Source organism: Brevibacterium sp. UCMA 11752, from assembly GCF_021532235.1.
In the GTDB taxonomy this organism is placed as follows: domain Bacteria; phylum Actinomycetota; class Actinomycetes; order Actinomycetales; family Brevibacteriaceae; genus Brevibacterium; species Brevibacterium antiquum.
This window is the reverse complement of the sequence record NZ_JACBOS010000003.1, coordinates 1,536,391-1,562,756: the sequence shown is the minus strand read 5'-3', so window position 1 is coordinate 1,562,756 and position 26,366 is coordinate 1,536,391. Positions and strand designations below refer to the sequence as shown.

Annotated in this window: 25 protein-coding genes and 1 pseudogene; 13 read left to right on the top strand and 13 right to left on the bottom strand. The window is 63.1% G+C overall.

Annotated elements, in window-relative coordinates; genetic code table 11:
- Positions 1-17: 17 nt before the first annotated feature.
- Both HU144_RS06950 and HU144_RS06945 read right to left on the bottom strand, forming a co-directional pair.
- Positions 18-1,697 (bottom strand): annotated as a pseudogene (locus HU144_RS06950) (ABC-F family ATP-binding cassette domain-containing protein).
- A gap of 28 nt (positions 1,698-1,725) precedes the next feature.
- The gene (locus HU144_RS06945; RefSeq protein WP_235350704.1) at positions 1,726-2,685 is read right to left on the bottom strand and encodes an EamA family transporter; all 960 of its coding nucleotides are present in this window, start codon (positions 2,683-2,685) and stop codon (positions 1,726-1,728) included.
- A gap of 307 nt (positions 2,686-2,992) precedes the next feature.
- Here HU144_RS06945 and HU144_RS06940 point away from each other — a divergent pair, with 307 nt between their 5' ends.
- From HU144_RS06940 to pspAB, 9 genes are all read left to right on the top strand, one after another.
- Positions 2,993-3,580: a CGNR zinc finger domain-containing protein gene (locus HU144_RS06940; protein ID WP_235350703.1), complete on the top strand. Its 588-nt coding sequence runs from the start codon at positions 2,993-2,995 to the stop codon at positions 3,578-3,580.
- A gap of 194 nt (positions 3,581-3,774) precedes the next feature.
- Positions 3,775-4,530 carry a response regulator transcription factor gene (locus tag HU144_RS06935; RefSeq protein ID WP_009881891.1) on the top strand — a complete coding sequence of 252 codons (756 nt, stop codon included), beginning with the start codon at positions 3,775-3,777 and terminating at the stop codon, positions 4,528-4,530.
- A 30-nt stretch (positions 4,531-4,560) separates the two neighbouring features.
- On the top strand, positions 4,561-6,429 hold the full coding sequence (locus HU144_RS06930) for a sensor histidine kinase (protein WP_235350702.1): 1,869 nt from the start codon (positions 4,561-4,563) through the stop codon (positions 6,427-6,429).
- A complete protein-coding gene (locus HU144_RS06925; protein WP_235350701.1) occupies positions 6,426-8,516 on the top strand; it encodes a S1C family serine protease in 2,091 nt (696 codons plus the stop codon). Before HU144_RS06930 ends, HU144_RS06925 begins: the two co-directional genes overlap by 4 nt.
- Before the next feature lie 181 nt (positions 8,517-8,697).
- Entirely contained in the window at positions 8,698-8,985 is a 288-nt protein-coding gene (locus tag HU144_RS06920) for a WXG100 family type VII secretion target (RefSeq protein WP_198396533.1), read from the top strand.
- 202 nt (positions 8,986-9,187) lie between these two features.
- Complete coding sequence (locus tag HU144_RS06915; protein WP_235350700.1) at positions 9,188-9,934, top strand: PspA/IM30 family protein; 747 nt, start codon at positions 9,188-9,190, stop codon at positions 9,932-9,934.
- Positions 9,931-10,215 (top strand): PspA-associated protein PspAA, encoded by a 285-nt coding sequence (gene pspAA / locus HU144_RS06910; protein ID WP_198396531.1) that lies wholly within the window; start codon positions 9,931-9,933, stop codon positions 10,213-10,215. Before HU144_RS06915 ends, pspAA begins: the two co-directional genes overlap by 4 nt.
- An 87-nt stretch (positions 10,216-10,302) precedes the next feature.
- Positions 10,303-11,211 carry a zinc metalloprotease HtpX gene (gene htpX, locus HU144_RS06905; RefSeq protein ID WP_235350699.1) on the top strand — a complete coding sequence of 303 codons (909 nt, stop codon included), beginning with the start codon at positions 10,303-10,305 and terminating at the stop codon, positions 11,209-11,211.
- Between the two features lie 51 nt (positions 11,212-11,262).
- Positions 11,263-11,862, top strand: a complete 600-nt coding sequence (pspAB, locus tag HU144_RS06900) for a PspA-associated protein PspAB (protein WP_198396529.1) — start codon at positions 11,263-11,265, stop codon at positions 11,860-11,862.
- 152 nt (positions 11,863-12,014) lie between these two features.
- On the opposite strand, the gene HU144_RS06895 is transcribed toward pspAB, so the two are convergent.
- The 3 genes from HU144_RS06895 to HU144_RS06885 all read right to left on the bottom strand — a co-directional run bounded on the left by HU144_RS06895 (position 12,015) and on the right by HU144_RS06885 (position 13,985).
- Positions 12,015-12,227, bottom strand: coding sequence for an RNA-binding S4 domain-containing protein (locus tag HU144_RS06895; protein ID WP_235346753.1), 213 nt, complete (start codon positions 12,225-12,227; stop codon positions 12,015-12,017).
- Positions 12,227-13,057: a hypothetical protein gene (locus tag HU144_RS06890; RefSeq protein ID WP_235350698.1), complete on the bottom strand. Its 831-nt coding sequence runs from the start codon at positions 13,055-13,057 to the stop codon at positions 12,227-12,229. Before HU144_RS06890 ends, HU144_RS06895 begins: the two co-directional genes overlap by 1 nt.
- 178 nt (positions 13,058-13,235) lie before the next feature.
- Positions 13,236-13,985 carry a sulfite exporter TauE/SafE family protein gene (locus HU144_RS06885; RefSeq protein WP_235350697.1) on the bottom strand — a complete coding sequence of 250 codons (750 nt, stop codon included), beginning with the start codon at positions 13,983-13,985 and terminating at the stop codon, positions 13,236-13,238.
- A gap of 52 nt (positions 13,986-14,037) precedes the next feature.
- On the opposite strand from HU144_RS06885, the gene HU144_RS06880 reads away from it, so the two are divergent.
- Positions 14,038-14,811: a DUF1707 SHOCT-like domain-containing protein gene (locus HU144_RS06880; RefSeq protein WP_235350696.1), complete on the top strand. Its 774-nt coding sequence runs from the start codon at positions 14,038-14,040 to the stop codon at positions 14,809-14,811.
- A gap of 69 nt (positions 14,812-14,880) precedes the next feature.
- On the opposite strand, the gene HU144_RS06875 is transcribed toward HU144_RS06880, so the two are convergent.
- The 6 genes from HU144_RS06875 to HU144_RS06850 form a co-directional block, all read right to left on the bottom strand.
- The gene (locus HU144_RS06875; RefSeq protein ID WP_235350695.1) at positions 14,881-15,264 is read right to left on the bottom strand and encodes a nuclear transport factor 2 family protein; all 384 of its coding nucleotides are present in this window, start codon (positions 15,262-15,264) and stop codon (positions 14,881-14,883) included.
- Positions 15,265-15,357: 93 nt separating this feature from the next.
- Positions 15,358-16,995: a chaperonin GroEL gene (gene groL, locus HU144_RS06870; RefSeq protein WP_198396524.1), complete on the bottom strand. Its 1,638-nt coding sequence runs from the start codon at positions 16,993-16,995 to the stop codon at positions 15,358-15,360.
- A 479-nt stretch (positions 16,996-17,474) separates the two neighbouring features.
- Positions 17,475-17,678, bottom strand: a complete 204-nt coding sequence (locus tag HU144_RS06865; protein WP_009881874.1) for a cold-shock protein — start codon at positions 17,676-17,678, stop codon at positions 17,475-17,477.
- 314 nt (positions 17,679-17,992) lie between these two features.
- The gene (locus HU144_RS06860) at positions 17,993-18,565 is read right to left on the bottom strand and encodes a LytR C-terminal domain-containing protein (protein WP_235350694.1); all 573 of its coding nucleotides are present in this window, start codon (positions 18,563-18,565) and stop codon (positions 17,993-17,995) included.
- A 2-nt stretch (positions 18,566-18,567) separates the two neighbouring features.
- Complete coding sequence (locus HU144_RS06855; RefSeq protein WP_009881872.1) at positions 18,568-18,834, bottom strand: DUF3263 domain-containing protein; 267 nt, start codon at positions 18,832-18,834, stop codon at positions 18,568-18,570.
- Positions 18,835-19,103: 269 nt separating this feature from the next.
- Positions 19,104-20,570, bottom strand: coding sequence for an aldehyde dehydrogenase family protein (locus HU144_RS06850; protein WP_235350693.1), 1,467 nt, complete (start codon positions 20,568-20,570; stop codon positions 19,104-19,106).
- A 163-nt stretch (positions 20,571-20,733) separates the two neighbouring features.
- Between HU144_RS06850 and HU144_RS06845 the strand changes: the two genes are divergently transcribed.
- Complete coding sequence (locus HU144_RS06845) at positions 20,734-21,444, top strand: uracil-DNA glycosylase (RefSeq protein WP_235350692.1); 711 nt, start codon at positions 20,734-20,736, stop codon at positions 21,442-21,444.
- Positions 21,445-21,537: 93 nt separating this feature from the next.
- Here HU144_RS06845 and HU144_RS06840 read toward each other — a convergent pair whose 3' ends face one another.
- Both HU144_RS06840 and HU144_RS06835 read right to left on the bottom strand, forming a co-directional pair.
- A complete protein-coding gene (locus HU144_RS06840; RefSeq protein WP_235350691.1) occupies positions 21,538-23,280 on the bottom strand; it encodes a threonine/serine ThrE exporter family protein in 1,743 nt (580 codons plus the stop codon).
- Complete coding sequence (locus HU144_RS06835; protein ID WP_235350690.1) at positions 23,277-24,557, bottom strand: amidohydrolase; 1,281 nt, start codon at positions 24,555-24,557, stop codon at positions 23,277-23,279. The genes HU144_RS06840 and HU144_RS06835 overlap by 4 nt, the downstream gene beginning before the upstream one ends.
- A gap of 202 nt (positions 24,558-24,759) precedes the next feature.
- On the opposite strand from HU144_RS06835, the gene HU144_RS06830 reads away from it, so the two are divergent.
- Positions 24,760-25,554 (top strand): SGNH/GDSL hydrolase family protein, encoded by a 795-nt coding sequence (locus HU144_RS06830; RefSeq protein WP_235350689.1) that lies wholly within the window; start codon positions 24,760-24,762, stop codon positions 25,552-25,554.
- Complete coding sequence (locus HU144_RS06825) at positions 25,551-26,321, top strand: alpha/beta hydrolase (protein WP_235350688.1); 771 nt, start codon at positions 25,551-25,553, stop codon at positions 26,319-26,321. Before HU144_RS06830 ends, HU144_RS06825 begins: the two co-directional genes overlap by 4 nt.
- Positions 26,322-26,366 lie beyond the last annotated feature (45 nt).

Genomic DNA, 26,366 nt, shown 5'->3' with positions numbered 1-26,366 from the left:
AGCTTTCGCGCCATGGCTCAGCCTCGCGAGCGGACCACGCGGCCCTCGTCCCAGACCGGGGTCGTGGACTCGTAGACGTCTCCGTCGGAGCCGAAGACTAAGAACCTGTCGAAGTCCCGGGCGAACTAGCGATCGTGCGTGACCGCCATGACCGTGCCGTCGAAGGCTGCCAGCGCGTCCTGGAGCGCTTCGGCAGAGACCAGGTCGAGGTTGTCCGTGGGTTCGTCGAGCAGCAGCAATGTGGCCCCGGCGAGTTCGAGCAGGAGGATCTGGAACCGCGCCTGCTGGCCGCCGGAGAGTGAGTCGAAGGTCTGCTCCGCAGCTCCTGCCAGCTCATAGCGGGCGAGTGCGCGCGAGGCCGGCTCTCGCGGGAGGCCGCTGCGGTGCTCATCGCCCCTGTGCAGAATGCCGAGCAGGCTTCTGCCCATCAGGTCTGGCCGTCCATGAGTCTGGGCGAACCACCCCGGCCGGACCCTGGCTCCCAATCTCGCTCGCCCTTCATGCTCGACGGGTGGGATGTCGACGTCGGAGACCGGCCGATGCTCAGATTCCGGATCGCTGCCCCCGGCGGCCAACAGCCGCAGGAAGTGGGACTTGCCCGAACCGTTCGATCCGAGGACGGCAACCCGATCGCCGTAGCGGACCTCGAGGTCGAAGGGCAGCATGAGATTGGAAAGCTCCAGCTGGTCCGCGACGATCGCGATCTTTCCGGTTCGTCCGCCCTTGAGCCGCATACCCAGGTTCTGCTCGCGCGGAATCGCCTGTGGCGGCCCGGCCGTCTCGAAGCGTTCCAGCCGAGTCTGCGCGGCACGATAGCGCGAGGTCATGTCGGAGTTGTAGGCAGCCTTCTGCTTGTACATCTGCACGAGAGCCCTGAGTTTGGAGTGCTCCTCATCCCACCGCTTGCCCATCTCCTCCAGCCGTTCGAATCGGGACTTCCTCGCCTCGTGGTAGCTGCCGAAACCGCCGGGATGGGCCCAGGCCGTGTTGCCCGCGGCCGAGAGCTCCAGGGTGATGATCTCCGATGCCGCCTGGGCCAGGAGTTCGCGATCGTGAGAGACGAAGAGGACGCTCTTGCCGGTCTCGGCCAGCGCCTCTTCGAGCCAGCGCTTGCCCGGAACGTCGAGGAAGTTGTCGGGTTCGTCGAGGATGAGGATGTCGTTGTGCCCGCGCAGGAGCGCTTCGAGGACGAGTTTCTTCTGCTCGCCTCCCGACAGCGTCGAGATCGACCGATCCCGGCATTGCTCGAAGCCCATCCCCAGCGCCGAGGTGGTGCACGTGTCCCACAGCACCTCCGCTTCGTAGCCTCCTGCTTCACCCCATTCGCCCAGCGCAGAGGCGTAGGACATCTGCACGGCGGTCGATTCGCTGTCGGGCCCGAGCAGCTTCTCCTCGGCCCGCCTCACGACGGCGGCGGCGGAGCGGATACGTTTCGGTGCCAACTCCTCGAGCGCCTCGGCGACGGTGTCTGCGGTGATGAACTGACGCATCATTCCGACGCTGCCGGTGTGAGACACGGAGCCTTCGTCGGGTGTGAGTTCACCGGTGAGGAGTCGCAGGAGGGTGGTCTTCCCGGCCCCGTTGGCACCGATGAGTGCGGCCTTCGTGCCGTCACCGACGCGGAAGGACACCGAGTTCAGCAGCGGTCTGCCATCGGCCAGAGTGTACGAGACGTCATTGATTTCGATGTGGCCCATGCGTTCAAGCTATCAGCCGCACCGCACTTCAGACCGGGGCGAGCTCCTCCGAGGTGACGACGACCTCGCGGGAGGCCACCCGACGAGCCAGGCGCGACTCGCCCCATTTGATGAAGCCGACGCCGCCGACGATGAACACGCCGCCGAAGAGCTGAATGGGTGCTGGCAGTTCGAACAGGACGAACCATGCCACGATCACGGAGAACGGAACCTCGACGAGGTTGAGGAACGAGCCGATGGTCGCCCCGATGTAGCGAAGACCCAGGATGCCCGTGATGTAGGCGCCCACGGTGAAGACGACGATCATCGCCATGGGAAGGATCCAGGAGACCTTGTATCCGCCGAAGTCGACATCGGAAGCGACGGCGCCGGCCGGCATGACCCCCGCGAGCACGATGACGGCCATCACGAGCGCTCCGATTCCCATGCCCAGGCCGGTCAGGGCCACCGGCGGAACGTTGATGGAGTCCTTCGCAGAGACCAGGAAGTAGCTGGCCAGGCACACCGCGGCAGCGAGTGCCATGATGACACCGAAGACGCTGATGTCAGAGTTGCGGAGGTCGAGGACGAGCAGGAGTCCGACCATCGAGACCACCACGCCGATGAAGGTCACCGTCGCCGGTCGGGTCCGAGTCCGCGCCCAGATCCAGAACACGAGGAGCATGGGCGCCGTCATCTCGAGCAGCAGCGCCACGGCCACGGTGAGGTGTTCGACGGCGACGAAGTAGAAGCCCTGGACGCCGGCCATCGACACGAGTCCGTAGGTGAGCACCGTCTTCCAGTTGGCCCGCACTTCATCCCAGCGCCCGCGCAGAGCGATGAGGGTGGGGATGAGCAGCAGAACCGCCGAGCCCGCGAGTCGGATGAGCACGACAGAGCCCGGCGTCCATCCGGTCAGATACATCGTCTTCGCAATCGGCCCGGAGACCGCGAAGAAGAACGCGGAGGCAAGAGTCAGCAGGAACCCCATGACGACGGTGCGATTCATTCTTGACCTCCTGGGACGTGTGCGGATTCGACGCGGACAGGTGCCCTCGCCGAGGTGGTGCATGCGGGTGAGTTGTGGTGCGGTTCAGATGCGATGTGGAACAGATGTGGCTTGGAACAGATGTGGTGTGTGAGTGAGAACTGCGGAGATGTGGGTGGCCCGAGAGCGACCGAGATCTGCCGATCGGTCGCTGACGCGACGCGCGCTGTGCGGGCACGAGCCCGCTCCATATGAAGTATTCACCACTGCTGCGAAATGAGTCAAATGCGCTTTGGTCCTTACATAGTGTGGAAGAATGTGACCCACGATGACTTTCGCCAATGACATTCGATCGAACCTCACCATGCTCGTCGATCTGCTGAACACTTCCGGCGCCATCGCCGAGGAGGGAGACGAGCTGACGACGACCGCCGGACTCCACGGATTCGCGGCCCGACACGACTTCTCTGGCCCGCTGACGGCCACGAAGGCCGACGTCAAAGAGACCCGGGAGCTTCGTGAACGCTTCGCCATCGCCCTCGATGCCAGCATTGACGCCGAGACGGAATCCGAGGCCTCGAAAGCCACAGAGCGCATCGTCAGTGAGGTCAATGTCACACTTCAATGGGCCGGTGCACTGCCACAGTTGGTCAGACATGGGGACTGGGATTGGCACCTGCACGCAGTGGGTCAGTCGGCGAGCCTCGCCGATCGGGTCGCCGCCGACGTGGCGCTGGTCCTCATCGACCTGATCCGCAGCGGCGACCTCGACAGGCTCGGACTCTGCGCCGCCGAGGACTGCAATGCCTACCTTGCCGATTTCACCCGCAATCGCTCGAAGCGCTTCTGCGATTCCGGCACCTGCGCGAACCGCACGCATGTCGCCGCATTCCGCGCCCGCCAAACCGACTCCTGACGTCGAGGCCATGTTTCCTGTGCTTCAACTGTGCACGAGCACATATATCCCTCAATTAGTCGGGCGGTTCCTGAGAGCGCATGCGGCACTCAGGGGCCAAAAGGACTTTCCTGAGAGTTTTTCAGTGATCTAGATCACAATTGCATTCAGGAAACTATCACTCCACTCTCAGAGATGAGCTTCAGACTGGATACATGACTACAGCAAACGATACCGACATCGAGGCCACACTCCTCGTTGTCGACGATGAGCCCAATATCCGCGAACTCCTCTCGACCAGCCTGCGCTTCGCGGGCTTCGACGTCGTCTCGGCGGCAAACGGCGCCGAAGCACTTCGTCTGGCCGAGCAGACCAACCCCGACCTCCTCGTCCTCGACGTCATGCTGCCGGACATGGACGGCTTCACCGTCACGCGTCGTCTCCGTCAGATCGGCATGAACGCTCCGGTCGTGTTCCTCACCGCCCGTGATGACACCTCGGATAAGATCACCGGCCTCACCGTCGGCGGCGATGACTACGTGACGAAGCCCTTCAGCCTCGAAGAGGTCGTCGCCCGCATCCGCGCCGTGCTGCGTCGGACCCGCAGCCTCGAAGACGAAGAGAACGCTGTCATCATGGCCGGCGACCTCGAACTCGATGACGACACTCACGAGGTGCGTCGCTCCGGCATCCTCATCGACCTCTCCCCCACCGAGTTCAAGCTGCTGCGCTATCTCATGCTCAATACGAACCGGGTGCTCTCGAAGTCCCAGATCCTCGACCATGTCTGGGAATACGACTTCGGCGGAGACACCGGAATCGTCGAATCCTACATCTCCTACCTGCGCCGCAAGATCGACGTCACGCCGGAAACGGACGCCGCCGGACACCCCGTCGAGATGGAGTGGACACCGATGATTCAGACTAAGCGCGGCGTGGGCTACATGCTGCGCACACCAGAATCCAAGTAGCCGGTCAAGCTCAGGCGCTAGATTACTCACGTGGTAAAAGAATCCCGTCCCACCAAACCCGGCTTCTGGGAAGAATGGTCGCTGACCACCAAGCTGCTGGCCATCATGATGCTGCTCATGCTGCTCGTTCTCTCGGGGACGAGCGCCTGGGTGCTCGAGAACCTCCGCGACAGCCTCGTCGAACGCACTGATGAGAGACTCATCAATGCTTCGGAGACGCTTGCCAAGCAGGCTTATCAGGATGTGTTCCAGCCTGCCCAGCTGCAGTCGTCTTCATCGCCGAGCAAGGACCAGTCAGCGGACTCGGACAGCAGTGACGGGACGGAATCCTCAGCGGGGGCTCCCACCACCATTGATTCGAGCTCGTGGGACGAGCTCAAGAGCCTCATGCCCGGAGGTTTCTACGTCCAGTTCTATGACACGAGCGGCAAACCGATCAGCGATCCTGTGGCTCCCGAGCCGGGCAACAGCCCGGTTCTGCCGAAGATCAATGAGTCGAAGGTCTACGCGCAGGGCGGTGAGCCATTCACTGTCCCCGGGAGTACCTCACAATGGCGGGCGCGAGCGATGAAGGTCCAGAACACCGATGTGCTCGTCTCGATCGCAGTGCCCTTCGACCGCGAGATCGACAACATCAACGAGCGGGCCCGAAACACGATGATCGGCATCGGACTGCTGGCATTGGCCATGGTGGCAGGCGTCGGGTATTGGGCGATCAACAACACCTTCCGCCCGCTGCGCGACATCGAGAAGACCGCCTCACGGATCGCCGCGGGCGACCTGAGTCAGAGAGTGCCGACCTTCCCCCGCAACACAGAGCTCGGTCGCCTCTCAGGCGCACTGAACACGATGCTGGGGCGGATCGAGGACTCCTTCGACGGACAGACGCGATCGGAGAAGCGCATCCGCCAGTTCGTCTCCGACGCCTCCCACGAACTGCGCACTCCGCTGGTGACCATTCGCGGATACGCCGAGCTCTACCGGCAGGGTGCGATCACGAAGTCAGATGACATCGGAAACGCCATGGAACGCATGGAATCCGAGGCCAAACGCATGGGCGTGCTCGTCGACGACCTCGTCGTCCTCGCCCGCCTCGATGAGCAGCGACCCGCCGAGATCGGTCCCATCGACCTCCACCGGATCGCCCGCGATGCCGCCGCCGACGCGGCAGCTCAGGCCCCCGACCGGGACATCAGCTTCATCGGCCTCGATGGGGAAGATGCCCAGCCCGTACCGATGATCAGGGGCTCGGAGTCGAAGATCCGCCAGGTCATCGTCAACCTCGCCGGCAACGCTGTCCGCCACACCCCCGAGCACACCGCCATCGAGTTCGCCGTCGGCGTCGTCGGTGGCCGCGCCGAGGTGACTGCGGAGTCCACGGACCCGTCGAATGGTCAGGACACCGGGTCCAAGACCGGAGCCAACAAGACGGTGGCGAATAAGGCAGCGGCGAAGGACAGATCCCGCGAACGCGGATTCGTCACCGGCGGTGTCCGCATCTTCCGCCGAGGCGACTCGAACGGCAACGATCAGAACGACGCCCAGGCGCCCAGCGGCATCGTGCCCGATATGACTGCGGCCGGGTCCATCACCGTCGACGATTCGCTGCGCGGATTCCCCAACGGACGAGTCAGGTTCGAGGTTCGCGACCACGGCGACGGGATCGATCCCGAAGTCGTTCCCCGGATCTTCGAGCGGTTCTACCGCCTCGACGTCTCCAGGACTCGCGACACCGGCGGGTCGGGCCTCGGACTCTCCATCGTCAAGGCGATCGTGGAGAACCACCACGGTTCGATCACAGTGCACCAGACACCGGGCGGCGGTGCGACGTTCCGCATCGATCTGCCTATCTCAGAAACTGAAGACAGCGCTCCGAACGCACGAAAGGACGAGCGATGAGCAGCAACGACCCTAACGATCAGGGCAACAACTCCGACAACAGGGGACGGCACGGGGATCAGGGTCACCGGACGTTCCCCACCGATGGCTCTCGCGAATCCTCAGACCACCCCCGCAACTCGTCTGCAGTGCCCCAGGGCTCCACAGACGGGTCCCGCCGTTCGGCAGAGGTCCCACGGACCTTCCCGAACGGCTCGAACGGTCCGAACGGCTCGAACGGCTCGAATGGTCCGGCTCGGGTCAGTCCACCCGTAGCGCCCTCTGCCCGTCCGAACAGCTCTGAACGGGGACCAAGCCAGAGCGGCAGTGCGGGTCAGAGCCAGGCACCGGCACAGAACCAGGCTCCGTGGCAGGGACAGGACCCGAGGCAGGGGCAGAATCCTCCTCAGATGCAGCCGACTCGTGCTCAGCCCCCTGTGGACTCACAGTCACGGTATCCCGGCGCACCAGGGCAGCCCGGCGCAGCGGGACAGCCCGGGTCCTCGGGACAGCCCGGCGCAGCGGGGCAGGCCGGGCAACCAACGTATGGTCCCGGTCAGAACTACGACGGAAGCCAGCGCCATGACCGCGGCCCCGAAAGCGGCAGCAACGGTCAGTACAGCCACCCCTATGCCGGAGCCGGCACACCCAACGGTGCAGCGCAGGCCGGCCAGAACTCTCCCGCCGGCACGAACCCGTATGGCACTCCGTATTCACAGGGAACGGGGCAGCCTGCAGCAGGCACAACTGCAGGTGCCGCCGCAGGTGCAGGTGCAGGTGCCGGTGCAGGAGCAGGAGCGGCTGCAGGCACAGGTACAGCCGCATATGGCCAATACGGCAATCAGCCGAACCAGGGCGGGTACCCCACGTCCGATTACCCAGGATTCCAGCCCGGACCTGGCAGCCCCGATGGGCCCGGCGGGCCCGGCGCCCCAGGTGCACCCGATGGACCTGGCACACCCGGATGGTCAGGTCCGTACGGAGGCGAAGCACCACCTCGGCGGGAGAAGCGAGGACCGGGTTGGGGTGCGACGATCGCCATCGCGCTGATCGCTGCTCTGCTGGGCGGAGGCGCAGCCTTCGGCGGGAGCTACGCGCTCAGTGCCCTCGGCGGAGAGGATTCGCGCAAGGTCGCCGATCAGACCATCGAAACTCCGGACTGGACCGAGGTCGCCAAGCAGACTTCCCAGAGCGTCGTCTCAATCCAGGTCGGCACCAATGGGCAGGTGCAGGGACTGGGATCAGGCTCGATCTACGACGACCAGGGACACGTCATCACGAACAACCACGTGGTGGCCCCGGCCGACACTCCCTCCGGCGAGATCGCTGTGACGATGAAGAACGGGGGAACGATGAAGGCCGAGATCGTCGGCCGCGATCCCTCGACCGACATCGCAGTCATCAAGCTCGACCAAGTCCCGAAGGACGCTGGTCCGCTCCCTGTCGGCGATTCGAAGAAGATGAAGGTGGGAGATCCGGTGATGGCATTGGGCAACCCCCTCGGCCTTGCGGACTCGGTCACCACCGGCATCGTCTCGGCCCTCGACCGGCCCGTCTCCACGGAGAACATCGGCGAGGACGCGAGCTCGCAGGAGAAGGAGATGACGATCACGAACGCCATCCAGACGGATGCCGCGATCAACCCCGGCAACTCCGGCGGTCCGCTTGTGGACGGTGACGGCAACTTCATCGGCGTGAACTCCGCTGCGGCCTCGCTGAGCCAGGCCGGAGAAGGCGGGCAGTCGGGATCGATCGGCATCGGGTTCGCCATCCCCGCCTCACAGGCCGTGATGATCGCCGATCAGCTCATCTCAAGTGGCAAGGCACTGCATCCCTTCCTGGGGATCACGCTCACCGACGGACAGATCAACAGCGGCGGCACCACGCGCGGCAGTGCGAAGGTGCAGTCGGTGCAGTCCGGATCGCCGGCCGACAAGGCAGGCTTCAAGGACGGCGACGACATCGTGTCTGTGGGTGGAACCAAGGTGAACAACGCGATCGCTCTGCGGGCACTCGTCCGCGCGCAGCCGACGAACTCCCCCGTCGACTTCACCGTCATCCGCGGCGGCCAGGAGCAGACATTGAAGACGACGCTCGTGCTGAAGTAGCACCACTTGAGTGCAGATCGCTGTGGATGACGATCTCACTCGTGTGCTTTGAGGGTGTGGACAGCCAAGCGCTGTCCACACCCTCTTCTCATGGGCTTCTTCGAACACGGGTGAACCGCGATGCTGAGATGTGACCCGGTGCCTCATTCCGAGCTCCGGTGCCCCGCCGTTAGGAGAAATCATGAGTTTCGAAGTCGATGCCGAGCGCGTCTCATCCGCAGCCGCCGCCACAGCAGGAACCGCACGCACCCTCGTTGCCGAATCCAATACGATGCTGAGGAATCTTCTGGCCCTGCAGGAGTGTTGGAAGGGAAGTGCGGCACAGAATTTCCAGACGGTCATCAATGAGTGGGAAGGCGCGCAGAAGCAACTGTTCGAATCGCTGACCTCGATCCACGGGGCCCTCAACACGGCAGCCGCGCAGTACTCGGAGGTCGAGGCAGCAAACTCCCGACTCTTCGCTCCGTGAGCACTCATCATGCAGCCTGTCGTTCCCCGCGAATTCCCGCTGAGAGCGTCTGTTCGAGTTCTGGGTCCGCGTCTGGCAAATTGTCAGCCTTTATTAGTAGGCTGATAACGATAGTTCGCGGCGGCGCCGGCTACGTTCCTCCAGCTTCGGAGACCAGCGGTCAGCACCGTCGGGTCAAGACCAATGCAGGAGTCGACTACGGATGAGCATCTTCCAAAGGATCGCGGCGATCTTTGGCGCCAAGGCCAACAAGGCGCTGGACAAAGCCGAGAACCCCAATGAAACTCTCGATTATTCATATCAGAAGCAGCTTGAGCTGCTGCAGAAGGTACGCCGCGGTGTTGCCGATGTCGCCACCAGCCGCAAGCGCCTCGAACTGCAGATCACTCAGCTCGAACAGCAGCAGAACAAGCTCAGCGGCCAGGCCCAGAAGGCCATGGAGATGGGCCGCGAGGACCTTGCCCGTGAGGCACTGACCCGGAAGTCGGGGCTGGACCAGCAGATCACCGACCTGCAGGGCCAGCACGAGGGGCTGCAGGGCGAGGAGCAGAAGCTCACGATGGCCTCGCAGCGTCTGCAGGCCAAGGTCGATGCCTTCCGCACCAAAAAGGAGACCCTCAAGGCCACGTACAACGCGGCCGAGGCACAGTCGAAGATCGGCGAAGCCTTCTCCGGCATCTCCGAGGAGCTCGGCGACGTCGGACTCGCAGTCCAGCGCGCCGAGGACAAGACCGCTTCACTTCAGGCTCGTGCCGGTGCCGTCGACGAACTCATCGCTTCGGGCGCACTGGAAGATGTCACTGGTTCGTCGAAGGACGACATCAGTGCACAGCTCGATGCGCTCTCAAGCGACAACGACGTGGAGATGGAGCTCAACCGGATGCGTGACTCGCTGCCGGCATCCTCCGACAAGCAGCACCAGTCGCTTGAAGGCGAGGACAAGCAATGATCATCCGCATCATGGGCGAGGGTCAGTTCGACATCGCCGACGTCGACCAGAACCTGTTGCAGAAATACGACAACCAGGTTGAAGACGCAGTCAACGGCGCCGATGAAGAGGCCGCCCGAAAAGCTCTGCATGCCCTCCACGACTACGTCGTCGGACACGGCAAGCCCGTCTCGGACGACTATCTGGGAACGAGTGAGGCCGTCGTGCCGTTCGTCGATGCGACTCTGCAGGAGATCACAGAGCTCCTCACCGGTGAAGGCTTCATCCCAGATCCAGCCTGATCCACACAGTTTGATATCGGTGACTCCGGCCCACTGCCTTAGCCCAAGGCCGTGGGCCGGAACTGCCACACCCAGAGAGGAATCACGATGAAGAATCGTTTCGTCAAGGACAACGGACTCACCATGCGTATGGGGTGGACGATCTTCCTGAACGGACTCATCTACGTGATCCTCATCCTCGCCATCTGGTGGATGCTCGGCGGCAGCACGCCCGGCGTGATCATCGCGGTCCTCGTCAGCGCCGGCGCGTTCTTCTTCCAGTGGTACTTCTCCGACAAGATCGCGATGAAGGCGATGGGTGCACGGGAAGTCTCCCCCGAGGAAGCCTCGGAGCTGCACACGATGATCGACCGACTCTGCCAGCTGGCAGATTCGACCAAACCGCGCGTCGCAGTCTCGAACTCAGCCATTCCCAACGCATTCGCCACCGGCCGTTCGCCGGAGCGCTCGGTCGTATGCGTGACACGCGGGCTGCTCGAGAAGCTCGACCGCGATGAGGTCGAGGTCGTGCTGGCACATGAGCTCTCCCACGTCGCCCATCGCGACGTCACCATCATGACCGTCGCTGGAGTCACCGGTGTCGTGGCCGCTCTCATGATGCGAGCCGGCTACTACATGAGCTTCGGACGATCGAACAACAACGGCGGCGTCCCCATCCAGCTGCTGTTCATCCTCGTCGGTGCCGTCGTCTACGGACTCTCGTTCCTCCTCATCCGCAGCCTCTCGCGCTACCGCGAGCTTGCCGCAGACAGGGCCGCCGCCATCCTCACCGGCGCACCTTCGACACTGGCCTCTGCGCTGACGAAACTCAGCGGCGACATGAGCAAGATCCCGGAGAAGGACCTGCGTGCCTCCTCCTCGGCGAATCATCTGGCGCTCATTCCCGCCGTCAGCGGCAAGGCGGCCCTCGGACAGCTCTTCTCCACACACCCCTCGCTCGACAAGCGTCTGGAGCAGCTGGCGCGGATCTCCGGGCAGCTCTCACAGCCCCAGTGACCGTCGACCCGCAGACATCAACCGCACTGACCGACATCCTCTAGGAGTTTCATGGGTTTCTTCGACGCTCTGTTGGGCCGTTCCAAACCGAAGCGTGCCAACCTCGACGACCTCTTCGCACTGCCGCCCGCCGCACTGACGCTCGAGGCTGCGACAGGCTTCAAGCCCACCGGCGTCGGGGCCGTGGCGTTCCGACAGGTCGAAGGGGCGGCGTTCCAGTCCGCTGAGACCGAGAGCATCGCCCTCATCGGCTCGGACCCCGCCGCGAACGTGACCCAGCAGAACGACGGGTTCGGCTACACCTGGCAGGTCGTCTCCGACACCGACGCCGAGGTGGTCAACCTCGTCACCAATCTGCACGCCGTGAACTCGGCTCTGGTCAGTCAGGGCTTCGACACGATGCTGCTGTGCTCGACCGTGTACTTCGCGAACCCGGATGGGCGCCGCCTGGCACTCGTCTACCAATACAAGCGCGGCACGTTCTATCCGTTCGCACAGTCAGGGCCCAAGCAGCGCGACAACCCCCTGGAGATCCAGGTGCGCGGCGTACTGTCCAACGAGCTTCCGTTCGAAGAGGACACATCCAATTGGTCAGCCCTCTGGGATGCTCCCGGGCTCAATGACACACCAGAGGCCAATCAGCGACCCTGACGTCTTCACGTCAGCTGCTCGGAGGCTCTCTCCGCAGACGCAGACCGTCGCAATGACCCACTGGCACTGAGGATCAGCAATGCAGAAGGGACGTCCCCGCGGGGACGTCCCTTCTGCATCAGATGCTGTGTTCGCGGTTGTGGTTGTGGAGCCTATTCGACCGAGACCTCGATGACCTCGCCCAGGGCTTCGACGGTGTCTCCGGGACGAATCGTGGCACCTCGGCGAGTTTCGACCTCACCATTGACCACGACTTCGCCGTCGGCGATCATGTCTTTGGCCATCGCGCCATGTTCGGCGACACCATGGAGTTTGAGCAACTGACCGAGCTTGATCGAATCGCCGCGGATCTCAATCTTCTCCATCAGAACAGGTCTCCAAGATCGAACCCGTCGCCGCCGAAGAGACCGCCTCCGTCGCCACCGTCTCCGCCACCGAAGAATCCGCCGCCGTCTCCGCCGCCGGCATCGCCACCACCGGCGTCACCGCCGCCAGCGTCGCCATAAGCGCCGTCCCAGCCGCCGCCCATGCCGCCGAACATCATCGAGCCCATGAGGACGCCGGGCAGAAGTCCCGAACCTGCATAGGAGTTGAAGTATCCGCGGTTGTATTCGGCGTAGGCGGGTCCTGCTTCCCAGTAGGCCCGGCGAGTGTGTCCGTCACCGGTCACGACCTTGCGGACAGCCGGTTCGGCACCCACTGCCACGCGCTCGGCGTCGGCGGCACAGACGGGAACAGGTCGCAGCTGGCCACCAGCAGGTGCCCAGTCGATATCTTCGACCGAGGGGCCATGCTGCGGGTTGAAGAAGCATGGGGGACGGCGCACGGGCAGAGGCTTTCCGTCAACGCGGGCACGCACGCATTTGGCGGCGTAGCGACCGTCTTCGAGGGCCTCGGTGACACTGCGGATGTCGGAGGGCTCGTCGACGTTGTCGAGCGTCTCCTTGGCAATGTCATAGGAGTCCAAGGCCTGCTTGTAGTCCTGCGAGCCGCCGGTGTCGAGTTCGACTCCGGCGGTGAGGATATCGAGTTCGGCGACTTCCTCACCGAAGGACGTGACATCCTCTTCAGCGGTCTTTGTCACCTGCTGGAGCTCGGCTGCGGCGAGCTCCTTCTTACGGTGCTTCTCCTTGCGGTAGCCAACGAAGAAAATGGTGCCGAGCACCACGAGTATTATCAGGAATACTGCTCCCACGATCTATGCCTCCCCAGCAAAACGAGTCACCAATCAGTATGCCGGACGAGTCTGACAAGCGACTGAACCGAACCCTTGTGTCAGCTCAGTCCCCGGCCTCGAAAATCGCTCTCAGATGAGCGCTCAACATGCTCATCACAGGTGTCTATGCCTACATCACGGGGAGTCGGGAAGGCGTTCAGCCCAGCTGGACCAGCCCCTTGACGAGGGTCGCGATTCCCCCGCCGAGGGCAAGGACGATCATGGCGACCCGGGCCGTTGAGGAATCGATCTTCTTCGACAACCAGTCCCCGCCGACAAGTCCTGCGACGAGGACCGCCGCGATCCCGATCCAGGTCGGTGCCGCCAACTGCGGCCATGCGCCGTGGTCGAACACGGTTTTGAAGATGATCGCCGAGGTGGTCCCGACGACGAGGAACGGCTGCAGGGTTGCGGCAAATGTTCGCTGATCCCACTGCGTCAGCACAGCATAGGCGCTGACGGCGGGCCCGCCCGCTCCTGCGGCAGCCGACATCGTTCCCGAGAAGAGGCCGGTGGTGAACTTCGTTCCGAAATTCGCGGGAATCGTCTTGCCGATTCGGCCGATGACCATGGAGCTGATGAGGGAGACGATGATCAGCAGGCCGATAAGGATCTGCAGCGGTGGCGCTGGGAGGACTGCGGCCAGGAGGGCTCCGGGAATCGTGCCGATGAGTGCCCCCAGCGACAGCTTCCAGAAACTGCCCCACTCGACTTCTCGCCAGGTGCGGACGAACACCGTGCCGCTGGCGACGATGCCGCAGATGTTGACGAGCACGACGCCGGAGAACGGGTCGAGCAGAATCACGAGGAACGGGCCGCTGACCAGGCCGAATCCCATTCCGGTGACACGCTGCGAAACTGCCCCTAGGAACACCGCGAACACAATGAGCACGATGACGGGTTCCATTTGCACCATCATAGTTCAGGCTCTCTATCTGGGCGGGGTTACAGTAAGTGTCATGAACAGTTCGCCACTGTGGTCACGATTCAGCGTGGATCCCCGCGCTCATGGGCAGGTGCGCGCTTCGGATGCCGATCGCGCAGTCGTGACCGATGTGCTGTCCGAGGCGTTTGCGCTGGGTCAGATCGACGCCGAGGAATTCGACGAACGCAGCGAGGCCGCCAACCGTCTGAAGACTCTGGGAGAGGTCCCCGACCTCGTGCAGGATCTCATCATCGCCGAGGCGGGCGAGGTCGCACCGGGAGAACTCGACGATTCCGCCCGTGCCCAAGCTCTGGCCCGCCTGAATACTGACCGCATCCCGATCACTCCCGAGCAGATCGATGCGGCCGCGCAGAAGTACTACAAGGACCGCGTGCGGAATGCGCTCCTGGGTATGTTCGCCGGTCCTGTCGGAGTCACACTCGCCATCTGGGCCGCCACCTCATTCGCCACGGGCAGGTTCATATTCTTCTGGCCGATATTCGTCATTCTTCCGATGCTCTTCGGTGCGATCTCACAGATCTCCAACAAGCAGAGCCTCATCCGCGACAGGAAGCGCGAACTGACCAAGCGGGCCCGAGCGCAGTTGGGCGACGCCGAGGCCAAGCGTGAGCTTGAGGAACATAAGAACGTCGATGAGGACGAGGATTACGAAGACACATTCGGCAACGGATTGCAGCCTCCGCACCCTTTGGCTCCTCCATTCGCTCCGGGAGGGATGTCTCCCAGCGATGAAATGCGCAGGCGCCGCCGAGAGCGTCGTCATCGACGCAGGAACCCCTGGGACTGACCGACTCGTGACGGGCAGCGACGCGCTGAGGAGGCGTCCCTGAACCTGCCCGCGCCCGGCTCAGAGCGCTCAGGCGTGGAAGACACGGATCTGAGCGAACTCTGTGGCCTTGTTGTTTCGGAACCAGAGCGTATGTGAGAAGTATCGGATGTCCTCGCCGTCGCTCGAATAGTCCCACTGGCCCCAGGCCGCAGCTGCCTTGCCGTGAGTGATGGCAGCTTCGAGATGACCGGCCGCAGGCTTCGAGTCAGCAATGCGGAGCAGTGCGTCGATGACTTCCGCGCGCCCGGTGCTGGTCTCCACTCTCCCGCTGCCCACAATCTGGAGGATGCAGTCCTCATCGACCACCTCGGCGAGGGCTTCTCTGTCACCGTTGATCAGATTCTCCTCGAACCTGGCTACGAACATGTTCTTCGGGCTGTTTCCGCAGGAATCTGTGCCTGTGAAGTTCATACCGTCCAGGCTACTGCGCGGCTTTCGAACCGAGAAGAGCCGTGCCGGCACCCAAACGGGCACCGGCACGGCTCTTCGAGCGAAAGGGGCTTATCAGAAGCCCATGCCACCCATTCCGTCCATACCGGCAGCAGCTGCGTCAGCACCTGGTGCAGCCTTCTCAGGCTTGTCGGCGACAACCGACTCGGTGGTCAGGAACAGACCGGCGATCGAGGCGGCGTTCTGCAGAGCAGAGCGGGTCACCTTGACCGGGTCGTTGATGCCGGCGGCCAGCAGGTCCTCGTACTCACCGGTTGCGGCGTTGAGGCCGAATCCGGGTTCGAGGTTGGCGACCTTATCGGCAACCACACCGGCTTCGAGGCCGGCGTTGGTGGCGATCTGCTTGAGCGGAGCTTCGATGGCAACCTTGACGATGTTGGCACCGGTTGCTTCGTCACCCTCGAGTGCGAGGTTGGCGAAGGCAGTCTTGCCCGCCTGGATGAGCGAGACGCCGCCACCGGCGACGATTCCCTCTTCCACAGCAGCCTTGGCGTTGCGCACTGCATCTTCGATGCGGTGCTTGGTTTCCTTGAGCTCGACCTCGGTCGCGGCTCCGGCCTTGATGACTGCAACACCGCCGGCCAGCTTGGCCAGACGTTCCTGCAGCTTCTCACGGTCGTAGTCGGAATCCGAGTTCTCGATCTCGGCACGGATCTGTGCGACCCGGCCTGCGATCTCCTCGGCGTCTCCGGCACCCTCGACGATGGTGGTCTCGTCCTTGGTGATGACAACCTTGCGGGCGGTGCCCAGCAGTTCGGTGGTCACGTTGTCGAGCTTGAGCCCGACTTCCTCGGACACGACCTGACCACCGGTGAGGATGGCGATGTCGGCCAGCTGAGCCTTGCGGCGGTCTCCGAAGCCAGGAGCCTTGACGGCCACGGACTTGAAGGTGCCACGGATCTTGTTCAGCACGAGAACCGCGAGAGCTTCGCCCTCGACGTCTTCAGCGATGATGAACAGCGGCTTGTTGGACTGCTGGACCTTCTCGAGGACGGGCAGCAGATCCTTCACGTTCGAGATCTTGGAGTTGACGATGAGGATGTAGGGATCCTCAAGGACAGCTTCCTGGCGATCGGTGTCGGTGACGAAATAACCGGAGATGTAGCCCTTGTCGAAGCGCATACCCTCGGTCAGTTCGAGCTCGAGTCCGAATGTGTTGGACTCCTCGACGGTGACGACGCCTTCCTTGCCGACCTTGTCGATGGCCTCGGCGATCAGTTCACCGATAGCAGGATCTCCAGCGGAGATACCGGCAGTAGCGGCGATCTGTTCCTTGGTCTCGATGTCGATGGCGTTCTCGAGCAGGACAGCGGTCACGGCTTCAACAGCCTTCTCGATGCCACGCTTGAGGCTGAGCGGATCAGCACCGGCTGCCACGTTGCGCAGTCCCTCGCGAACGAGAGCCTGAGCCAGAACGGTAGCGGTGGTGGTGCCGTCGCCAGCAACGTCGTCAGTCTTCTTGGCGACTTCCTTGACGAGCTCAGCGCCGATCTTCTCGTAGGGATCCTCGAGTTCGATCTCCTTGGCAATGGAGACACCATCGTTTGTGATGGTGGGTGCGCCCCACTGCTTTTCGAGCACGACATTGCGGCCACGGGGTCCAAGGGTTACCTTGACCGCGTCCGCAAGCTGGTTGAGACCTGCTTCGAGTCCCCGACGAGCTTCTTCGTCGAATGCAATCATCTTTGCCATAGTGGCTTAGATCCTCCCTGATGGAGTGGATTGGGAATCCAGAGCAATCGTCAGCGCCCGCGACGGCAGAGAGTGTGTCCGCATGTTCCATTCCACACATGGACCACGCTCTCGAAACGATTGATGAGAAACCCTAGGTTTTCACCAGTACTAGATTTAGCACTCTCCCCATGCGAGTGCAAATATCGGCGCAGGGTCACACCGGCCGAAATGGCTGCTTCCCACGTGTTTCCGGGGTTCGGCCCAGCGCGAAACTCCAACGAGTCCCACAGAGCGGGCACGTGAGGAGTGTGCGCCAGGTGGTTGTGGGGCGCAGTCTCCCGAGGTGGATGCACCGGAGAGCTGCTGCATGGAGTCTGCCCCCATAGAACTGAAAAGCGCCAAGCAGTTGCCTGCTTGGCGCTTTCCCCGCTGGAAAGGATTCGGGCCTGAGCCGCCATCCCGCCGAGGCGGATCAAAAGACTTTACGTACGTGAGTCTCAGAGGAGGGTGACGGATTCCGCCTGAGGACCCTTTTGTCCTTCTCCAACTTCGAACTCAACCTGCTGGCCCTCTTCGAGAGCGCGGTAGCCATCCATCTGGATTGCACTCCAGTGAACGAACACGTCCTGGTTGTTGCCTTCCAGGGTGATGAATCCATAGCCCTTTTCGGCGTTGAACCACTTGACGGTACCTTGTGCCATTACTTCTCCATACAGTGCAGTGTCATTGACATTCCATCACCCGTTTTGCAACCGGTCTGGCCACGCAGCGGACAACGGAGGCTAGTAAAACTCAACCGACCCCGCGATTTCTCTCATTGACCTCTGGAGAATGATCTCGGTGAAGCACGAATAGAACACAAGGGCAGTGCTTGCCTAGCTGATGCAACTCTACCCCAGCGTCGGACAGGTCCTCCGACCGCTCAACACTGTTACCAATTCGTTATATGGCACCGTTCGGAGAGTTCATTTCTCCTGGCAGACGAGTTCATTTCCGCTGAGATTCATGCGGAACTTCAGCCCTCGGCTTCGCCCGAACCGCCTTCGCTGGGTTCGGGTCCGCGTTCGGCGATATCCGAACAGATGACGACAGTGATGTCGGTGTCGAAGTCCGTCGACGACTCGACGGCCTCGATGCCGAGCGCCTCGGCGACCATCTTCGCCTGCGAGGCGTTCGCCTCATCAGAGTAGTAGACCGTGGAGTCGGTCAGCCCTGTCGAATAGTTGCCGACCTGGCCAAGGCTCCAGCCCTTCTCCTCCACCGCCTCGGAGAACTTCTTCGCGGTTCCAGAGACTCCGGAACCGTTGAGGACGTCAACCTTGAGTGAGGAGTCAGCGACGCTGACTTCGCTCTCGCTTGGCGATGGACTCGCCGAGGAGGTCTTGTCGGACCCGGAATCGGCGACGTCGGCCTCGGGGTCCTTCATCGACGAGGTGATGATGTTGATGGCCGCGACCACCAGCAGAACGGCAACAAGGGCGAGGATGATGACCAGTGCGATGGCACCGACATTCGACTGCGCCGCGGACTCCTGTCGATGGGCTCCGCTGCGTCGTCCGGTTTCGATCTCGTCGAATTCGTCAGTCATGTCTACCTCGAGACGCGGGCTTGTGCTCGTTCGCTCTGCCGCGTGGTGCGGATGCGACGCAGGCGTTTGACCAGCATAGGGTCACTGGCAAGAGCGGCTGGATTATCGAGCAGGGAATTGAGGATCTGGAAGTAGCTTGTGGCAGACATGTCGAACCGTTCGCGGATCGCATGATCTTTGGCTCCACCGTACTTCCACCACCGCCGCTCGAACTCCAAAACGGACACCTCGAGCTCACTCAGTTCGGGTGCGCCTTGGTTCTGCGGCATAGACGTTGTGCTCCTTCGAGATGAATCGTTGCCTCTATATTATCGCCCGGACGGCAGGACTGAAATTCCCGGCGCGCCGTCGTGAGTCCGCCAGCGTGCCTTCCCATCCCCGCCAGCGCGCCTTCGCATCCCCGCCAACACCTCTCAATGGCCACCAACCAGACAACCCACCCTGCTGCAGGTGACTGACCGTTTCGGGTGAGTCACCCACAGCAGAGTGGGTCGAGAGTGCCGGCCGGTGGTCCGACGACCTGTCGAGCGAGAGCTGATCAGCGGATGCGGATGTTGACCTGCTTGATCTGGGTGAAGCCTTCGAGCATGCCCTCCAGCGATGCCTCACGACCGAAACCGGACGTCTTCATTCCGCCGTAGGACTGGCCGGCCAGCTGGCCGCCGCCCTGGTTGACCTGGACCCAGCCGGATTCGATCCGATTGGCCATAGTCAGCGCGGCATCGACGTTCTTCGTGAACACAAACGCTGCGAGACCGAATTCGCTGTCATTGGCCATATCGATGACCTCGTCGACGTCCTTCCAGGGAATGACGGAGAGGACGGGGCCGAAGATCTCTTCCTGGCTGGTCTGCCATTCGTTCTTGGCCTTGGAGAAGATGACGGGCGCGTGATAGAAACCGGGTTCGCCGACCTCGAGTGAGTCCGAACCGTCGTAGGCGATCTCAACGCCGTCCATCGACTTGCCCATCTCGATGTAGTCAGACACCTGGTTGTACTGCTTCTCGTTGATGATGCAGCCGATGTCGGAGTCCTCGTTTCGAGGGTCACCGACCTTCATCTTCGACACTGCGTCGACGAGCTTGCCCAGGAAGTCATCGTAGATGTCCTCGTGCAGGAACAGGCGCGAACCCATCGTGCAGGACTGACCCTGGCGTGCGAAGCGGGTCGACAGCAGCACCTGCTGGAGAGTGTCGTCGTCGTTCGAATCGGGGAAGACGATGTTGGGGCTCTTGCCGCCGAGTTCCATCGAGGAGTGAGCGAGGCGTCCGCCTGCCAGTTCAGCGACGTGGCGGCCGACGTTCGTCGAACCGGTGAACGAGACCTTGTCGACGTCGGGGTGGACGTTGAGCGCTTCACCGATGATCGAGCCCTTGCCGGTGACGACGTTGAGGACGCCGGCCGGCAGGATGTCGGCAAGCAGTTCAGCCATCTTCAGAATCGTCAGCGGTGCATCCTCGGCGCATTTGAGGACGATCGTGTTGCCCGCGGCAAGTGCGGCCGGGGTCTTGAAGGCTGCGATCATCAGCGGTGAGTTCCACGGCAGGATTCCCGCGACGACGCCGAGCGGCACCCGCTTCGTGTACTGCAGCTGTCCGTCGCCGGCCGGCAGGGTGTTGCCCTTGACCTCACCGGCGACTCCGCCCATGTAGCGGAACAGGTCGGCCAGGATGATCGTCTCCGGACGGGCCTGCGTCCGGATGGCGTTGCCGGTGTCGATCGCGGTCAGCTGGGCCAGTTCCTCGGAACCGGCTTCAAGTGCATCGGCGCAGCGGATGAGCATCTTCTGACGTTCCTTGAACGGAAGCGCAGCCCATTCGGGAAATGCCTTCCGAGCGGCTTTGACGGCGCGATCGGCGTCCGCTTCCTTGCCATTGGCCACAGTGGCGATCACAACGTTGCGATCGATGGGGGTGATGACGTCTTTCCTGTCACCGTCGGCAGCCTCGACCCATTCTCCGCCGATGAACATCTTCCAGTTCGTGGCCTCGGGAAATTGCGACATAGTGATCCTTTCACCTACTCAGTTCTGCGATGAACTCTTGTTCTCGAGCATATCGTCTGCCCGGGTCCGAAAAGAATGGCGGGAGGGTAGGCGATGATGCACACCTGATCTGCGTTGTGTGCACATCGGCACCGAGCCTCACCCCGTCGGTAGAATCGCGGCCATGACGTCCACAGCCGAACTGACGAAGATCATGTCCCCCGATTGGGCCACGGCGCTGTCTGGCCAGGCCGATCGCATCCATGCCATGGGCGATTTCCTGCGGGAGGAGATCGCCGCCGGGAGGAGCTATCTGCCCAGCGGAGACAAGGTGTTCCGTGCCTTAGCCGAGCCCCTCGCCGAGGTGAAGGTGCTCATCGTCGGTCAGGATCCCTATCCGACCCCCGGACATGCGATCGGCCTGTCCTTCGCCGTCGATCCCGAGGTGCGTCCGCTCCCCCGGTCGCTGACGAACATCTACAAGGAACTCAACTCCGACCTGGGCATCGAACCTGCCGCCCATGGTGATCTGCAGGCGTGGTCACGACAGGGAGTCATGCTGCTCAACAGGGTTCTCACCGTCGCGCCAGGCGAGCCGGCATCCCACCGCAGACGCGGCTGGGAGGCCATCACCGAAGCCGCGATTGCCGCACTCGTCGACCGAGATCAGCCGCTCGTGGCGATTCTCTGGGGCCGTGACGCGAGGAATCTTGCCCCGCTGCTGCAGTCGGGTCGCTCCGAGGTCGCGATCATCGAGTCCGCGCATCCGTCGCCGCTGTCGGCCAGCAGAGGCTTCCTCGGATCCCGACCGTTCTCACGGACGAACGAACTGCTGGGACAAAAGGGCATACCGCCCATCGACTGGACCCTCCCAGCCCAGGACTGGGCGGGCTAGGACTGACCGGGCCAGGACTGGGCGGGCCAACATTGAACGGGCCGATGCTGAGCGGGCCAAAACTGACCGGGCAGCCAGTGGGCGTGCCGGCACTCAGTCGCGGGGTTCGACCGTGTCCAGAGTGATCGTCGATTCATTCGAGCGTGCAGATTCGGCGGTCTTCTCCACAGCGTCTGCCTTGAGGTTCTTCAGCGGCCGAGCCAGGTAGCTGCCGAGCACAGCGCCGACGGCCAGTGCCGCATTGGCAAGAATTGCGGTGAACAGCGAGGACAGTCCCACAGCGAAGGAAGTCGTCTCGGATTCGGCGACGATCTGATAGACGGCGGTGAAGATCGACAGTCCCTGCAGCAGGGTGTAGATCGCAGGAATCATGAGCACGATGGCAGGTGCGCCAAAGCGCAGGGACAGCGGTCGAGCCAGGAAACCGGTCACGGTCGCTGCCAGCAGACTGGCCAGAACGTTGTCGATCTCGAGGACCGTCAGCACCGTGATCGTGATGTAGGAGGCAAGACCGACGAACGCGGCCGGCAGGATGAACCGCCTCGTCGACTGCATGGCGACGACAGCCGCCATTGAGACGACTGCCGCTGCGATCATCGAGGCAATCGCGGTGAGGACGTGTACACCGGTCTTGGGCACGAGAACCTCGATCGGGTCGAGGCCGATCGCTTCGCCGGTCACCACTCCCAGTGCCAAGCCCGAAACGATGCCGGCCAGAGTCAGGACCACTCCCACCATTCGCCCGGCCGCGGTGAGCGGAAAGTTCGTCAGGGCATCTTGGACAGACGAATACAAGGACTGCGTCGGCAAAAGCAGTACGATTCCGGCAGCGACAAGGTACTGCGGTGATTCGATGATGCCGAAGTTCCCGGCCACCATCGCCACCAGGGTCGCGATCGCAGCCTGCAGCGTGGTGATGAAGAAATTGGGCAGACTGGTGCGGCCGATGAACTTGCCGCTCTCCCGGATGAAGATCGCCATGACGATTCCGAGGACTGCTGCAACGGCTCCGCCGCCGAGCAGCACGACGAGGCTGCCGACCATCAGTCCCCAGGCACCGGTGACGAACCATTCCTGATAGGGACGTCGCTGGAACCTGATGGCGTCGAGTCGGCTCCGGGCATCATTGAATCCCAGGTTTCCGGCAACGAGGTCGGTGACGAGCTTGTGCACGGAGCCGAGCTTCGCAAAGTGGATGGATTCGCCCCGGTTGACGCGCATGACGGTCATGAGACGGCCATCAGAGGTCGAATAGTGCACGGTGAGGGTGTTCGAGGTCAGGTCCACCTGGGCAGTCGTGAGCCCGAAGGCCGCACAGGCCGCGATGACGGAGACCTCGATGTCGGAGGTGCCCGCGCCGGCACGCATCATGATCGCGGCGATGTCGGCCGCGAGGTCGAGGACCATCCTGGCCTCGTCTTCTCCCGGCTCGCTGGCCTGTACCGGAGCCTTGTATGGGCTGCCTTTGAGAGCGGTGACGATCGGCACCGGCTGAGTGTTGACCGAGGCACCGGAGACGAGCCTGCCCACGGTGCGTCTGGCCACGCGCTGGGCGACCCGCTGGGAGGCGCCTCTGTGGTCGGCCTTCGGCTTCGATCTGGCTGTCGTCGCTCTCGGTGTCTTCGGGCCAGCAGGATCGACGTCCTCGGACTTCAGCGCTCCTGTCGGTGCTTCGCGCAGCTCCTGCAGGCGCTGCTGACGAGAGAGTTCGAGCAGTTCCTGCAGCGCAGAGGATCCGGCTTCGGCCTGGTTCGTACCGTGCTCAGGACCGGACGACGACTGGGCGTCGACCGGTACCTCAGCGGTGGGGGCCTCTTCTGTGCTGTCGTCCGTCACGGCTCACTGATGAGAGTCGGGCCGAATGGATCCGCCACATCGGCAGAACCTGCTGCGGCGTCGAACTCGAAGACCTTGCGGCCGGAGACGAACACCTGATCGGCGCGGGAGTTCAGGTCCAGTGGGTCACCGGACCAGATGACGAGGTCGGCGTCGCGTCCCGGTGCCAGTGAGCCCAGACGGTCATCGAGTCCGAAGATCGCGGCCGGGTTGATGGTCAGCGCCTCGAGTGCGATGACCGGGTCGAGACCCTCCTTGACAGCCAGGGAGGCCTCATGGATGAGGAAGTTGATGGGGATGACGGGATGGTCGGTGGTCAGGGCGATGCGCACCCCGGCCTTGGCCAAGGCGCCCGCGGTGGCCAAGGTGCGATCGCGCAGCTCGACCTTCGACCGGCTGGTCATGAGGGGCCCGAGGATGACGTCGATGCCCTTGTCGGCGATGTAATCAGCGATCTTGTGGCCCTCTGTGCCGTGATTGATGACCAGTCGATAGCCGAATTCCTCGGACAGTCGGATGGCCGTGGCGATGTCATCGGCGCGGTGGCAGTGCTGGTCGAAGACGAGTTTTCGCTCGAGGACATCTGCCAGGGTCTCTTTTTCAAGGTCACGTTCGAAGGGTGTGCCTTCGGCTTCGGCGTGGGCCCGCTTCGCCAGGTAGTTCTGCGCATCGACGAAGGCATCGCGGAAGATCTTCGCAGTTCCCATGCGCGTGGACGGGGTGACGTTCTTCTCACCGTAGACCCGCTTCGGGTTCTCTCCCAGTGCGGACTTCACGGACAGGTCCTGCGTCACGAGCATCTCGTCGACGATCCGACCCCAGGTCTTGACGAAGGCGGTGCGCCCGCCGATCGGATTGCCGGATCCTGGCTTGATGAGCGCCGAGGTGACTCCCCCGCGCAGCGCGTCCTTGAATCCGAGGTCACTCGGGTCGATGCCGTCGAGGGCACGCACGCCGGCACCATTGGGATTCGTCATCTCGTTCGTATCGTCACCTGACCAGCCTTCACCATCCTCATGGACGCCGAGGTGGCCGTGGGCTTCGATGAATCCCGGCAGGACCCAGCGTCGACCGGCGTCGATGATCTCCGTGCCGGCAGGCAGATTCTGTGCGGAGCCGGCGCCGGATTCCACCGAGGTGATGGTTCCGTTCGAGACCAGGATCGTGCCGGATTCGATCGGTTCGACACGTCGGCCGTCGGCGTCTGCGATGGGCACGATCCGAGCATTGGTGATGGCGAAATCAGTGATCTCGGGAACCGGAATCGAACGATACATTGTGCTCCTCTTGCAGTGGCTTTCACAGATGAGATCCGTCTCGATTCGAGTCTACGCCAGGCGATCGGCACCGGTCACGACGTGGTGCCGCCGGGGTCTGCTGCAGTCCATTCTGTTTCCGGCAAGGCAGTTCGACCTGATTCCGGCAAGGCCGATTCAGTATAGTTCGGAGTCAGAGAACCAATGAGAGAAGGACCCTGCGATGCTCCAGACCATCACGTCATATGTCGCGATCGGCGACTCCTTCAGTGAAGGGCTGATGGACCATGACCCCAACCAAGAGGACCGTTACTTGGGATGGGCCGATCGTCTGGCCGGCAAGCTCGTCGACTCCCCTATCGGCAGCCCCGAGCTCACCTACGCCAACCTGGCCATCCGCGGGCGTCTCCTCGATCGGATCATCGATGAGCAGGTGCCCAAGGCACTCGCCCTCAAACCCGACCTGGTCAGCTTCTGCGGCGGGGGCAACGACTGCCTGCGCCCGACGGCCGACATCGATGACCTGGCCGATCAGTTCGAACGCGCTGTCGTCGCCTTCCGCGAAGCCGGCATCGAGGTGCTCATGTGCAACGGCTTCGACACGGAGATCAGCTCACCTCTGATCCGTGCCGTACGTCCGCGCGTGGGCATCTACAACACCCATCTGTGGTCGATCGCGCAGCGTCACGGCTGCCACATGATCGATGTCTGGGGCCTGCGCCCGCTCTACGCCGGTGAGAATTGGGCCGATGATCGGATCCACCTCTCACCCGAAGGCCACGACCTCGTCGCCGATCAGGCACTGGCCACGCTGGAGAGCGGACACTCGCTGCCCGTGACAGGGTTCGCGATGCCAGCACGTCCGACTCGGCCGATCCGCGCCGCAGTCAGCGAGGAGTCGAAATGGGCCCGTGAGCACTTCGCTCCCTGGGTCGGTCGGCGCTTGCGCGGACAGTCCTCGGGGGACAAGCTCGATGCAAAGCTTCCCGAACTGACACGCGTGCGCAAACCCGAATGAGACAGGACGAGCGTTTTGCCGCCCTGGGCGACGCCGGTGCCGATCTCGGCTCGAAGCGGGCGGCCAACCGGCATGAGTACGGAACCGAGTCCGATCAGTTCCTTGAGGTCTACGGCGACCCGGGCACCGCCTCGGCGACGGTGATCCTCGTCCACGGCGGCTACTTCCGTCAGCGCACGGACCTTGCCCATGCCCGGCCCATGGCCGTTGCCCTCGCCGAGGCGGGGGTGCTGTGCGTGCTCATCGAGTACCGACGCGCAGGTGGGCAGCCCGACTGCCTCGATGACGTCACCGCCGCCATCGCCTTCGCGAGCGGCTCGCTGTCGGACTGGAATGTGAACGCACAGGCACGGAAGAATCTCGTCGTGACGGGCCACTCCGCCGGTGGATGCCTGGTGCTGGCCTGGGCGAGCCACCTGAACGAGGACGGGCCCGAGTTCCGGCTGCGGCCCCTGGCTCCAGTCACCGATCTGTTCAGGGAAGTTGAGGACGGACTGGGAGAGGGCGCGGTGCTCGACTACATGGGTGCGCGACCGGAGACGGACCTGGCACCGTATCTGCGCGAGGATCCGCGCTCTCGAGTGCTGTCCATCCCCTCTCGGGTGGATCTGCTCATCCTCCACGGGGACCGGGATCAGACGGTCGACATCGGTTTCTCACGGACGTTCCCAGCTCGGCTGACCATTGCCGAAGGTGCCGATCACGCCGACCTCGTCGATCCCGAATCGCCCTACTTCCCGCTCACGGTCGACACGCTCCTGGGCTGATTCGGCTGCGGCCGGGTCGCGCCGATGTGCGCCGTGCCGAGCCCA